The 12,521-nt window shown below is 62.2% G+C and carries 10 protein-coding genes; 3 read left to right on the forward strand and 7 right to left on the reverse strand.

The window, feature by feature from the left end:
• Nucleotides 1–9: 9 nt before the first annotated feature.
• From FEU76_RS04170 to FEU76_RS04180, 3 genes are all read right to left on the reverse strand, one after another.
• Nucleotides 10–1,305, reverse strand: a complete 1,296-nt coding sequence (locus tag FEU76_RS04170) for a TRAP transporter large permease (protein WP_144980618.1) — start codon at nt 1,303–1,305, stop codon at nt 10–12.
• Entirely contained in the window at nt 1,302–1,856 is a 555-nt protein-coding gene (locus FEU76_RS04175; protein ID WP_144980621.1) for a TRAP transporter small permease, read from the reverse strand. Before FEU76_RS04175 ends, FEU76_RS04170 begins: the two co-directional genes overlap by 4 nt.
• A gap of 89 nt (nt 1,857–1,945) precedes the next feature.
• Nucleotides 1,946–2,926, reverse strand: a complete 981-nt coding sequence (locus FEU76_RS04180; protein ID WP_039175185.1) for a TRAP transporter substrate-binding protein — start codon at nt 2,924–2,926, stop codon at nt 1,946–1,948.
• A 256-nt stretch (nt 2,927–3,182) separates the two neighbouring features.
• Between FEU76_RS04180 and FEU76_RS04185 the strand changes: the two genes are divergently transcribed.
• The gene (locus FEU76_RS04185) at nt 3,183–3,956 is read left to right on the forward strand and encodes an SDR family NAD(P)-dependent oxidoreductase (RefSeq protein ID WP_144980624.1); all 774 of its coding nucleotides are present in this window, start codon (nt 3,183–3,185) and stop codon (nt 3,954–3,956) included.
• A gap of 16 nt (nt 3,957–3,972) precedes the next feature.
• Here the strand turns inward: FEU76_RS04185 and FEU76_RS04190 are convergent, their stop codons facing one another.
• From FEU76_RS04190 to speB, 4 genes are all read right to left on the reverse strand, one after another.
• Complete coding sequence (locus FEU76_RS04190; protein WP_144980627.1) at nt 3,973–5,418, reverse strand: aldehyde dehydrogenase family protein; 1,446 nt, start codon at nt 5,416–5,418, stop codon at nt 3,973–3,975.
• A gap of 9 nt (nt 5,419–5,427) precedes the next feature.
• Nucleotides 5,428–7,056: a 5-guanidino-2-oxopentanoate decarboxylase gene (locus tag FEU76_RS04195; protein WP_222114780.1), complete on the reverse strand. Its 1,629-nt coding sequence runs from the start codon at nt 7,054–7,056 to the stop codon at nt 5,428–5,430.
• A gap of 10 nt (nt 7,057–7,066) precedes the next feature.
• Nucleotides 7,067–8,449: a YjiH family protein gene (locus FEU76_RS04200; protein WP_144980630.1), complete on the reverse strand. Its 1,383-nt coding sequence runs from the start codon at nt 8,447–8,449 to the stop codon at nt 7,067–7,069.
• Between the two features lie 137 nt (nt 8,450–8,586).
• The gene (gene speB, locus FEU76_RS04205) at nt 8,587–9,537 is read right to left on the reverse strand and encodes an agmatinase (protein ID WP_096923396.1); all 951 of its coding nucleotides are present in this window, start codon (nt 9,535–9,537) and stop codon (nt 8,587–8,589) included.
• Nucleotides 9,538–9,831: 294 nt separating this feature from the next.
• Here speB and FEU76_RS04210 point away from each other — a divergent pair, with 294 nt between their 5' ends.
• Nucleotides 9,832–11,250, forward strand: coding sequence for a sigma-54 interaction domain-containing protein (locus tag FEU76_RS04210; protein ID WP_144980633.1), 1,419 nt, complete (start codon nt 9,832–9,834; stop codon nt 11,248–11,250).
• Nucleotides 11,251–11,344: 94 nt separating this feature from the next.
• On the forward strand, nt 11,345–12,469 hold the full coding sequence (locus tag FEU76_RS04215; RefSeq protein ID WP_144980635.1) for an ABC transporter ATP-binding protein: 1,125 nt from the start codon (nt 11,345–11,347) through the stop codon (nt 12,467–12,469).
• The last annotated feature ends 52 nt before the right edge of the window (nt 12,470–12,521 follow it).

Here is a 12,521-nt window from a genome sequence, read left to right on the forward strand (position 1 = left end):
ATTGTCTACTCAATACCCCATCATGCTCGGCAGCCAGGTCGCCAGTCCAGGCACGGCGATCAACAGCAGGATCGTGGCCAGAATGGGCAGCAGGAACGGCAATACGGCTTTGACCACCTGGCCGTACCTCAACCGGGTAATCCCGACCATCAGGAACAGTACCGTGCCGAAGGGCGGCGTGATGACGCCCACCGAGAGCGTGATGACCATCACGATACCGAAGTGAACGGGGTCCAACCCCGCGCTGAGGGCGGCCGGTACGACGATGGGCGTGAAAATCAGGATGCTCTCGATCACCGACATGAAGCAGCCGATCAGCAGGAAAAACAGCGCAAAACAGAGCAGCAGCACGATGGTGGGCATATCGATGCTGGCGACCTGGCCTGCCAGCGCCTGGGGGATACCCATGCGGACCAGAATCCAGCCGTAGAAGCTCGATACCGCGATGATCAGCAGAATGACCGCGCTAAACATCAGGGTTCTACGAAACGCCAGGAATAAATCCCGCCCGTTCAGGTCACGGTAGATCACCCCGCCCAGGATCACCGCGTACAGCGAGGCAATCGCACCCGCTTCCGTGGGGGTGAAAAAGCCTCCCCAAATACCGCCCACGATAATGGCGGGCATCATCAGAGGCAGGATGGCCCGTTTGCCCGTGCGCACGACTTCGCAGGCATCGAACGCGGTCGGCGTTGGCATCACTACCCGGCCAGTCATGCCTAGCACCACCGTCATGCCCATCAGTAACAGTGCCATCAGGATGCCCGGCAGCAACCCCGCCATAAACAGCCCACCGATACTGACATTGGCCAACCAGCCATACACCACCAGCGCAATGCTGGGCGGCAGGATAGGGCCGATGACGCTGGAGGCCGCCGTAATGCCAGTGGAATAGCCCAGCTCGTAGCCGCGCTCCTTCATGGCCTTGATTTCGATGCTGCCAAGCCCGGCGGCATCGGCGACTGCGGTACCCGACATGGTGGCAAAAATCGAGCTGGCCACGACATTGGCATGCCCCAGCCCACCTTTGGTGAATCCCACCAGCGCCGTGGCGAAGTCGAAGATACGGGTGGTCGTGGAGCCCACGTTCATGATGTTGGCCGCCAGAATGAACAGCGGGATAGCCAGCAGCGTGAAGTTGTTGAGGGTTTGCACCATGCGCAACGGCAGCAGCTCCACCGGCAGGCCCCCCACCCCGGTTACCGCCAGGGCAATGAACGAGGTCACGCCAATGGCCACCACCACGGGCAATCCAATGGCCATCAGGGCCAGCAAGCCCCCTACGAATACGAGCAATTCCATCATGGCTGCGCGGGCTCCTCTTCATGGGGCGCTTCCAACCAGGCCACGGGGCCACGCAGGGTCTGCCACGCGGCGATCAGCGCCATGCCCGAGAAACTGAGCAATACGCCGTAATAGAGAAAACTGAAGCTGATACTCAGCGATACGGTCTTGTTGTTGGCACTCATGTCGGACATGATCCAGGCGCCCCAGGCCGCCAGCACGAAAAATCCGCAGGAGATCATGGCCGTCAAGCGATACTGAAGATGCCTGCCCACGTTGGAGAGCCGGTGACTGAACAGGTCCACGACCAGATGCTCACTACGCACCCACGCCGAAATGGAGCCAAAACCAATTGCATAAATGGCCAGCAGCGACGCGACTTCTTCTGTCCAGGGCATTCCCAGCCCCAGCAGGTCACGAGCCACCACGGCGGCCACCAGCAGCACCAGAATGGCCACCATCAAGGTCACGCCCACCACATCGCACAGGCTCGTAATGACACGCAGCAAACTTTGGGCGGCCCTATCCAGCCCCTGCACGGGTGCCGCTTTCTCTTCCGAGGGAGCATTCATCGATCATTTCCTGAGGTGATCTCGCAATCCACGGCCACGGGGGTGTCGGGCACCCCCGTGGCTGAACCCAACGCGTTGGCGCTAGCGCGTCATTCGCCCTGATGCCCGAGGGCGTCCTCGCTCACGCCATCGGCCATATCGGCCATGACCCGCTCGATGGCAGGCAACGCAGCGGTTCTGAACGCCTCGATATCCGGTTCGATGATGGTCATGCCCTGCTCTTCCAGCGCGCCGAGGTAGTACTCGTCCAGCTCGCGCTCACGCTCGGAGCCATGGGCTCGCGCCACGTGAATGGCCTCTTCGATCAGCGCTTGATCGTCTTCTTCCAGGCCGTTCCACCACCGCGAACTGGCCACCCAGTTCCACGGGAACTGCACGTGGCTGGTCAGAATGATGTGGTCCTGCACTTCCCATAAGCGCCGGGTATATGGCGAAGAGAGCGAGTTTTCATGGCCGTCTACCTGGCGCGTCTGCATGGCCAGGTAGATCTCCGGAGCAGGCACGTTGACCACCTGGGCACCTATCTCTTCCCATACCGCCAGCCACACCGGCAACGAAGGTAGGCGCATGCGGAAACCGCGCAGGTCTTCAGGGGTTTCGATGGCCTTGTTGGCGGTCATGTGGCGCGGCCCACGATGCTGGGTGCCGAAGTACTTGAGCCCGCCCTGGCTTTCGGCCTGCGCGATCAACGCCTGCCCAGAGGGGCTCTCCATGTACGCATCCACCTCTTCCCAGGTGGCAAACACGAATGGCACGGTAATGGCGTCGTACTCAGGCGCATACTGCTGGCGCCAGTTCCCGCCGGTAATGGAAAGCTGGGTCTGCCCCAGGTTGAGCAATTCCAGAATGGCATCCTCGCCTCCCAGCGAGCCCGCCAGGAAAGGGCGAACGTTGAAGCGGCCCGGCGCCTGCTCTTCCAGGTACTCCGCAAAGCGCTCCACGGCGGCGCTTTCGGAACCGCCTTCGCTCATGGTGTTGTTGACTTGGATTTCGATCGGGTTAGCCAGAACGAACGGTGCTGTCGTCAGCATGCCCAGGGTCGCCAGCGTGGCAAGCAGTTGTTTCCGCATGGGAAGGCTCTCTACGGTTGTCGTTATTGGGTGTGGTACTGCTTCGATCTTGAAACAAGCCGCCAAACGGCTCAAATCGGCGTTCGAGAAGGCAGGCTTCGTCAATGACGATGGCTGCAATGTCCCCCATAGCGGCACTTTTTCCGGGACGCTGCGAAAGGCTGCGACTAAAGATGGATACTCAAGGGCTCGGGTTCGATACCCAATGGCGCTACCCCGAAAGGTTCCATGACAATTCAATGTGGGAGTATTCTCCATGCACGAAACCGAGCAGGTCGTGTTCATCACCGGTGCGACGTCCGGCATCGGGCTGGCATGCGCGCATCTTTTTGCCGACGCGGGCTGGGCACTGGTATTGACCGGGCGGCGCCAGGACCGCCTGGCGCAGCTGCAGGCCACCTTCGAACGGCGCGTGCCTACCCATACGGCGGCTTTGGACGTCAGCGACGCCGAGGCGGTGGCCGAAGTCGTGGCGGCCTTGCCCGAGCGCTTTCAGCGAGTGCATACGCTGATCAACAATGCCGGGCTGGCGCTGGGCAAGGACCCGGCGCCGCAAGCATCGCTGGAAGACTGGCATCGCATGATCGACACCAATATCAAGGGGCTGGTCAACGTCACCAAGCACCTGCTGCCGCTGCTGAGCGCTTCCACCCCAGGGGCCACGATCATCAACCTGGGCTCCATTGCCGCCAACACGCCCTACCCGGGCGGCCATGTTTACGGCGCCACCAAGGCCTTCGTGGAGCAGTTCAGCTATAACCTGCGCTGTGACGTGGGCCCGTTGGGCATTCGCGTCACGGACCTGGCCCCCGGCATGACGGCCAGCGAGTTCACCCTGGTGCGCATGAAGGGCGACCAGGGCGTCGCAGACCGCTACTACGAAGGCACCCAGCCGCTCCAGCCAGAAGACGTGGCCGCGCAGGCGCTGCATGTGGCTTCCCTGCCTGCCCACGTCAATATCACCCGCCTGGAAGTCATGCCCGTGTGTCAGCAGTGGTCTGCGCCGACCATTTTGCGCCACCAGACGTAAGCGTTGGCCCGGCGACTTACGCCGGGCCAACCACATGCTTCACCTCCAGGTAGGCGCTCAACCCCCAAGGTCCCAGCTCGCGACCAATACCGCTGCGCTTGAACCCGCCCCAGGCGGTTTCGGGCAGCACGAGCTGCTCGCTGTTGTACCAGATACTGCCCGCTTTCAGCTGGCGGCCAATCCGCTTTGCGCACTCCGGGTTGCCGCTGATCACCGTGGCGGCGAGGCCAAAGTCACTGTCATTGGCAAGCCGAATGGCTTCGGCCTCACTTGCCACGCTGCGACCGCAAAGCACGGGGCCGAAGATCTCTTCTTTCCACAGACGGCTCTCTACCGGCACATCGCGGTAAAGCGTGGGTGCCAGAAAATAGCCTTGGGTGGGTAGCGTGCAATGCCGCCCATCGCGCACCACCGTCAGCCCTTCCTGCTCGGCAAGATCGAGATAGCGCTGTACGGCATCGCGCTGTCTGGCGGTGGTCAACGGCCCCAGGTCAGTGCCTTCAGCGAGCGGGTCACCCAACGTCAGCGCGTCCATGCGCTCGGCCAGCGCCGCGTAGAGCGCCTCGGCAACGTCTTCGTGCACCAGCAGTCGCGAGGTGGCAGAGCAAATCTGCCCGGCGTTGAAGTAGATACCCGCCATCACCCAGTCAGCGGCCTGGGCGGGGTCGGCATCGTCCATCACCAGAATGGGGGATTTGCCGCCCAGCTCCAGCGATACGCTCGCAGTGCGCGCGCTGGCGGCCTGCATAACGGCCTCGCCAACGCGGTTACTGCCGGTAAAGGAGATTTTATCCACACCTGCATGGTGAGTGAGCGGCGCGCCAATGCCTTCACCGTCGCCATTGAGCAGATTCAGTACGCCTGCGGGCAGGCCAATGTCCAGCGCGATCTCTGCCAGCACCCGCTCGGGCAGCGGGGTGACTTCCGAGGGTTTGAACACCACCGTACAGCCTGCGGCCAGCGCGGGCGCCAGTTTCCAGGCGCTGGTCACCAGCGGGAAGTTCCAGGGCGCAATCAGCCCCACGACGCCGACAGGGTCATGGTAGGTGCGGGCTTCTACGCCTTCCATTTCGAGACTGACGCGCTCTCCTTGGCGCGCATCCAGCGCTTTGGCCTGGGCGGCGTAATAGCGGTAACAGGCAATCGCATCGTCCAGATCGATCCCTGCCTCGGCCAGCGGTTTGCCGTTGTTGGTCGCCGACAGCTGCATCAAGGCCTCACGCCGTGCCTGTAGCGCCTCGGCCAACCTGGTCAGATACTCGGCCCGTGCCGCCCCGCCCAACGCCTGCCACTCGGGCTGTGCCTGCCGGGCAGCGGCCACCGCCGCATCGACGTCTGCCGCATCGCCACCGGTCACTCGCGCAATCCGCTCTTCGCGGTAAGGGTTCATCACATCGAGCAGGCGAGTGCCCGCCGAGGCGACCCATTGATTATTGATGAACTGCTGGTCGAGAGTCTGCATGGGAACGTCCTAGTCGGGAAGTGAGCACGCCCGCTGCCAGGCAGCGGCGTCGATTTCAATCAGTAGCGGGCCGCTGGTCACGCGCTGAGCAAGCGCTTTGGAAAGCTCGTCGGGGCTCTCTACCAGCATGCCGGGGCAGCCGAAGCCTTCGGCCAAGGTGAGAAAATTGGGCGCTTGAATATCGACCCCCAGGCGGGCCACGCCGTTGGCATCCATGTAGCGGCGGATCTCTTCATAACCGGCGTTGTGCCATAGCACGATGACCACTGGCAGGCGGGCTTCCACCGCAGTGGCAAGCTCCGAGAGCGTAAACATCACCCCGCCGTCTCCCACCAGCGCAACGACGGGGAGATCAGGCCGGGCTAGCTGTGCTCCTAGTGCCGCAGGCAGCCCATAGCCCAAGGTGCCGTAGCCGGTAGAGGCGTTGAAGTAGCGCCTGGGCGCAAGCTGGCTGACCAGATGGTTACCGGCATACACCGGCGCGGTGGAATCGCCGACCAGGATGGCCTCAGGCAGGTGGTCGGCCAGCGCGGCATAAAGCGGTACGAAATCGCGAAACGCAGGATCATTGACCAAATCCAATGCGTTTAGCGCAGCGGCCGTTCGCTCGGCGCCCTGACGTTTCAGCGGCGCTGAAAAGTGCTCAAGCAGAAGCTCCAAACTGCGCCCGGCATCACCCACCAAACCAAGCGTGGTGCGCTGATTGCGCACCAGCTGCTCGGGGTCCAGGTCGATTCGAATCAGCGTGCCGTTGAGGTGAAAACCGTCGTCGAAAACGACGTCATAGTCGGTTTCGCCCAGCTCGGTGCCTATGGCCAGAATCACATCGGCACTGGCAGCCAGCTCCCTGACGGCAGGCAGCGCGGCATTGGCCCCCAGGTCCAGCGGGTGATCACGCCCCAGCAGCCCCTTGGCGTTGATGGTCGTCACCGTGGGCGCATCCAGCTGCCCAACCAGCGCTCGCGCGGCTTCTGGCGATGACACACAGCCACCTCCCAACAGCACCAGGGGCTGCTTCGCCGCCTGGAGCAGGCGAGCCGCTTCGGCCACGCCTTCCGGGTCGGGGGCCGCTCGGTATAGCGTTGGCGCTTGCCAACTGGTCGGCACGGGTACGGGTGCATTGAACAGATCGATGGGTATTTCGATGTGCACCGGGCCTGGGCGAGCACCGTTGAACACGGCAAAGGCGCGGGCAAGTACCTCCGGCAGCGTGCTGGCATCCAGCAGGGTGTGGCTGAACCGCGCCACGCCGCTGATCATCTGCTGTTGGCTGGGCAGTTCGTGCAGCCTCCCTTGGCCCAGGCCCAGCGTATCGCGACGATTGACGCTGGAGATCACCAGCATGGGGATGGAGTCCGCCAGGGCTTGGCCCATGGCGGTGGCCATATTGGTCATCCCCGGCCCTGTGATGATCAGGCAAACACCGGGCTGGCCACTGGCGCGGGCATAACCATCGGCCATGAACCCCGCGCCCTGCTCATGGCGCGGGGTGATGTGCGCCACCTCGCTACCCTCCAGGCCACGGTACAGCTCCACGGTATGCACGCCGGGAATGCCAAACAGCGCTCGCACGCCGTAGGTATCGCGCAGCAGGTGGATCAACAGGTCGGCGCAGGACATCGTCTTCGACTCGTTCATGCATCGCCCCTTAGAAGAAAAACGTGTGGGCCATGAAGGCAATGATCGGCAGCGTAATGGCCGTACGCAGCAGGAACACCACGGCCAGTTCCCAGAACTTGATGGGAATCTTCGACTTGAGCAGCAGCGCACCGATCTCGGACATATAGACCAACTGGGTCATGGAAAGGCAGGCAATCACGAAGCGGGTCAGCTCGCTTTCGATGTTGGTAGCCAGCACCGCAGGCAGGAACATGTCCGCGAAACCTACCAGCGTAGCAGGCGCAGCCGCTTGGGCTTCAGGAATGCGCAGCAGCTCCAGCACCGGCACCATGGGGTACGAGAGCCAGGTAAACAGCGGCGTGAACTCGGCCAGAATCAGTGCCACGGTGCCAATCGCGAATACCAGCGGCAACAGCGTCAGGAAGATGTCGATGACGTTGAGCAGCGCCAGCCGGGCCAGCGCTTTTGGCCCGGGTGCGCCCGCCGCACGGCGGGTGGCCTGCAGCAGGCTGTAACGCAGCAACCCCACGTTGTCAGTGCGCTCTTCGCTCAGCTGGCAGCCCACCGGCTCGTGGTAGTCATCGGATTTACGCGACAGCGGCGGGATACGCGACACGATCACCGCCGCGATCAACCCGGATACGACGACGGTAAAGTAGAACGGTATGAACAGGTGATTGAGATTGACGAAATTGACCACCAGCAGACTGAACGCAATCGACGCTACCGAAAAGTTGGTGGCAATGACCGAGGCTTCACGGCCGTTGTAAAAGCCCTGTTCGTACTGCTGCGAGGTGATCAGCACGCCCACCGTGCCCGAACCCATCCAGGAAGCGGTAGCATCGATGGCACTGCGACCCGGCAAGTTGAAGATGACGCGAAACGGCTTACGCACCATGGTGCCAATGAACTCCATGAAACCAAACTCGACCAGAAACGGCAGCAGCAGCGCAGCGAAAAAGAAGAACGTCAGCAGCACCGGTGCCAGGTCGTTCAGCATCACGCCGCCGGTAAAGGACGCCGTCACGAACTCAGGGCCGACCTGAAAAAAGGTCATGATGACGAAGACGGCCCCCAGAACGCGCATGGCAATCCATACGGGGCCCACATCGAACATCTCCTTGAAGTGGCCTTGCCGTGCCCAGGCAGGCTTTGCCAGCTTGACGTACAGTGTCACCATCACGGAAACGCACAGCACGCCTAGCGCAATGGAAGGCAGCGCCCCACCCAGCAGGGTCTGCAGGCCATCGGCCATCAGCCCCATGCCGATATTGACGGTCTCACCAAACTGAAAAGGGATCAGAAACAGCAGCACGCCGATCAGCGAAGGAATCAGAAACTTCAGCAGATGCGCGCGGGGTATCGACGTGGACGAAGCGGATGCTTCCGGCGTCGCTTTAGAGTGTGACATACGGTTCACCTATTGGATGTGATTATTGGAGGTGGGCTGGCGGCGTCCTGAAGGGGAGCACCACTCCCCTTCCTGTGTATTGTCATCCGCGCCTTGTCAGGTCGGCGCTTGGTGCAGGGCACTTTTGCAGGCAGCGCTTACGGGCGGCGTTGCGCTGCGGGCAGTACGCAGAGCATTTCATACAGCAGCGTGGCGCCCATCAGCGCCGTGTTGCCGCTGGGGTCGTACGGCGGCGACACCTCGACCAGATCCCCGCCCACGATGTTCAAGCCAGCGGCACCGCGCACGATTTCCAGCCCTTGGGCAGAGGTCAGCCCGCCCATTTCCACCGTGCCGGTACCGGGGGCGACCGAAGGGTCCAGACCATCGATGTCGAAACTGATGTACACCGGGGTATCGCCCATTTGCTCACGCACTTCAGCCATCAGTGGGGCCAGCGAGCGGTACCAGCACTCTTCGGCGGGCACTACGCGGAAACCCTGCTCGCGGCACCAGTCGAAATCTTCCGGGGCATAGCCGGTTCCACGCAGGCCGATTTGCACGACCTTGTCACGGGCCAGCAGCCCTTCCTCCTGGGCACGGCGGAACGGCGTGCCATGGGCAATGGGCTCACCGAACATGTGCTCGTTCACATCCGCATGGGCATCGATATGAATCAAGCCCACCGGGCCGTGCTTTTTGGCCATGGCGCGTAGAATCGGCAGCGTCAGCGTGTGCTCGCCCCCCAGCGTCAGAGGAATGCAGTCGTGCTTCAGCACGTCGTCGTAGAAGGCGGTGATGATGTCGACGCTTTTCGGCAGGTGAAAGGTGTTGATGGGCACGTCACCGATATCGGCGACCTGAAGCCGCTCGAAGGGAGCCGCCCCCGTGGCCATGTTGTAGGGGCGCAACATGCGCGACTCATCGCGAATCTGGCGTGGCCCCAGGCGGGTACCCGGGCGATTGGAGGTGCCGATATCCATGGGAATGCCGATGAACGCCGCGTCCAACCCTGCTGCGCTCTGTTGCGTGGGCAGGCGCATCATGGTGGCAGGGCCTGCAAAGCGCGGCATGGTGTTGCCGCCCAGCGGCTGATTGAATTCCGACATCGTTCTCTCCTTGGATTTATTGTGGCCAGCCTGACGGGCCTGGCGCTTCAGCGATTTATCCAGCTCATATCGCTCATGCATCATTGATGCACAGATCAATACACAGACCACTGCACAGACCATGCCAAGTCACCTGCGCTGATAAATAGGGAGGTTTACCGTCCCATCGATGCAAAAATGAATCGCAATGCCAATGAAACGATGCAAAAATGAATCAATGAGTCATATTTGCATTGCCCTGTTCATCCAACGATACAAAAGCGGCTGCGGTAGATGGTAGATAAGGAGGGACGCATGAGTGAAATCGACAGGCGCGTACTGCAAACCATCGTGGAAACCGCCAATGACCACTTCTTTATCGTCAGCGGCGACGGTCAGATTATGGATATCAGCCCCGGCGCCGAGGCGGTATACGGCGTATCACGGGAGGAGCTGCTTTCCAGCAGCGTTCAACAGCTCCAGGCCGCCGGTGTTCTGAAACCGTCCATCACCATGGAAGTCATCCGCACTCGCCAGCCCGCTCAGCTAATGCAAATCACCGGCACGGGCCGCCGCGTCATTGCCGAAGCCTACCCCGTGTTCGTCAACGGCAAGCTGGAGCGCATTGTCAGCCGCTCACGGGATTTGACCGACCTTCAGCTGCTGCAGGACGAATACGCTCTGCTGCAAAAACGTTTTAGTGAACACTTGAAACGCAGCCAGGCCGCCCCCGATGCCGAAGAGCAAGCGCTGGATGATGCGCTGGACCACCTTCAGGTCAGAAGCCATGTGATGCGGGAAATCGCCCTGTTGCTCAAGCGCGTGGCGCCATCGGATGCCAACGTGCTGATGCTGGGGGAGTCCGGCGTGGGCAAGACGGCCTTTGCCAAGCAGCTCCACCGCTGGAGCGAGCGCCATCATGGCCCGTTCATCGAGGTCAACTGCGCGGCGATCCCGGAAAACCTGTTCGAGTCGGAAATGTTCGGCTACCAGCCCGGCGCCTTCAGCGGTGCCGCGCGGCAAGGCAAGGCCGGACTGCTGGAGCAGGCCGAAGGGGGCACGCTCTTTCTGGATGAAATTGGCGAGCTGCCGCTGCTGATGCAGACCAAACTGCTGAAAGTGATTCAGGATGGCAGCCTGACCCGGTTGGGCGACACGCGGGCTCGTCGCGTCAACTTCCGGCTGGTCGTGGCGACCAATCAGGACTTGGCCAAACGGGTCGAAACCGGCCTGTTCAGGCTGGACCTCTACTATCGTCTGAACGTCATCCCCATCACGCTGCCCCCGCTGCGCGAGCGTCGCGAAGATATTCCCGTGCTGGTGGAAGCCTGCCTGACCCGGCTGAACCACCGCTATGGCCGCCAAAAAATCATCAGTAACCCGGCCTGGTCGACGCTGATGGGCAGCGACTGGCCCGGCAACGTGCGGGAGCTGGAAAACTGGCTGGAAAGAGCCTGGCTCTCAAGCCCCGGCGACCAGATCGAAGCGCCCGCGGCACCTTCGGCCTCTGAGCCACCCGAAACACCGCTACCCACCGCGTGGCTGACGTCCCCAGCAGCGTCTCTGCAACAGGACGAAAGCCTGAAGGAGTACCTGGCGCGCATCGAGCGCGAGACCTTGGGCCAACTGTGCAGCACTCTGCCCAGCACGTATGCCATCGCCAAACGTTTGGGCATCAGCCAATCCAGCGTCGTGCGCCGCCTGCAGCGTTACGGCATCAAGATCACCCCGTGACCGCCTCACGACATCAACCTGACATCCAGGCGTCATACAAACGCAACACCTTGCTCTCACTCTAGATCGTCGCCACGCATGACGGATGAGAGCCATGAACCAATCGCGCATTCGCCTGGCAGGCGTCTCCAAGCACTGGGGCGCGACCACGGCAGTCAACGACATTTCCTTCGATATCCAGCCCGGGCAGTTCGTCATTCTGCTGGGGCCGTCAGGCTGTGGAAAATCCACCACCCTGCGCATGCTGGCGGGGCTGGACGACGCCAGCAGTGGCCGCATCCATATCGGCGAACGGGACGTGACCCACCTGCCGCCCGGCGACCGTGGGCTGAGCATGGTGTTTCAGTCCTATGCGCTATTTCCGCACTTGAGCGTGGCCGACAACATCGTCTTTGGCCTGCGCAGCCGCAAGGTAGCGAAGGCAGAACGGCAGCAGCGTCTGGCCCAGGTGGCCGAGCTGGTGGACCTGACGGATTACCTGCACCGCAAACCGGCACAGCTTTCCGGCGGCCAGCGCCAGCGGGTGGCGTTGGCGCGCGCCATCATTTCCGAACACCCCATCTGTTTGATGGATGAGCCGCTGTCCAACCTGGATGCGCGGCTGCGCAGCGATATGCGCAGGGAGATCAAAGCCCTGCAATCACGACTCGATATGACGGTGGTTTACGTCACTCACGACCAGGTAGAGGCCATGAGCATGGGAGACCGTGTGATCTTGATGCAACAAGGACATATCGTGCAGGACGGCACACCCGACGAGCTTTATAACCAGCCCGCCAGCGCCTTCGCGGCCAGCTTCATCGGCAGCCCGGCCATGAACCTGCTGCCGCTGGTGGCCGGGGCACAGGGAGCGGTGATCGAAGGCGAACCCACCACCCCCGTTGCCCCGTTGCCCGCGGCAGGCGGCCAGTTGGGCATTCGCCCCGAGGATATCGAACTGCGCGAGGCCTCGGCGGCTGGCCTGCCCGGCCAGGTGGAAAGCGAAGAGTATCTGGGCGCCGACACCATTGCCCATGTGAGCGTCGGGGAGCACACCCTGCGTGTGCGGCTGGGCGGCAAACACAGCCTGACGGGCCAGCCCTGTCGGCTTTTCTGGTCGGCAGACAAGGCTCACCTGTTCGCCCCCTCCGGCGCACGCCGGGACGACCTGTCGGCGCTGGAACTCACGCCGTATCGCACCATTCCGCGCCCGCCGACGGTGGGCTCTTTTCAGCACTGAGTTTGCTCACCACCCCACAACCCTTGCGACATCACCCACTCTTCGAGGAGTC

Origin of the sequence: Halomonas sp. C22 (assembly GCF_007655045.1) — a bacterium.
Lineage (GTDB): Bacteria > Pseudomonadota > Gammaproteobacteria > Pseudomonadales > Halomonadaceae > Vreelandella > Vreelandella hamiltonii.

Excerpts from the sequence above, each read along its gene's own strand:
- FEU76_RS04170 (WP_144980618.1), bottom strand. The coding sequence starts at position 1,305 with ATGATGGAATTGCTCGTATTCGTAGGGGGCTTGCTGGCCCTGATGGCC.
- FEU76_RS04175 (WP_144980621.1), bottom strand. The coding sequence starts at position 1,856 with ATGAATGCTCCCTCGGAAGAGAAAGCGGCACCCGTGCAGGGGCTGGAT.
- FEU76_RS04180 (WP_039175185.1), bottom strand. The coding sequence starts at position 2,926 with ATGCGGAAACAACTGCTTGCCACGCTGGCGACCCTGGGCATGCTGACG.
- FEU76_RS04185 (WP_144980624.1), top strand. The coding sequence starts at position 3,183 with ATGCACGAAACCGAGCAGGTCGTGTTCATCACCGGTGCGACGTCCGGC.
- FEU76_RS04190 (WP_144980627.1), bottom strand. The coding sequence starts at position 5,418 with ATGCAGACTCTCGACCAGCAGTTCATCAATAATCAATGGGTCGCCTCG.
- FEU76_RS04195 (WP_222114780.1), bottom strand. The coding sequence starts at position 7,056 with ATGAACGAGTCGAAGACGATGTCCTGCGCCGACCTGTTGATCCACCTG.
- FEU76_RS04200 (WP_144980630.1), bottom strand. The coding sequence starts at position 8,449 with ATGTCACACTCTAAAGCGACGCCGGAAGCATCCGCTTCGTCCACGTCG.
- speB (WP_096923396.1), bottom strand. The coding sequence starts at position 9,537 with ATGTCGGAATTCAATCAGCCGCTGGGCGGCAACACCATGCCGCGCTTT.
- FEU76_RS04210 (WP_144980633.1), top strand. The coding sequence starts at position 9,832 with ATGAGTGAAATCGACAGGCGCGTACTGCAAACCATCGTGGAAACCGCC.
- FEU76_RS04215 (WP_144980635.1), top strand. The coding sequence starts at position 11,345 with ATGAACCAATCGCGCATTCGCCTGGCAGGCGTCTCCAAGCACTGGGGC.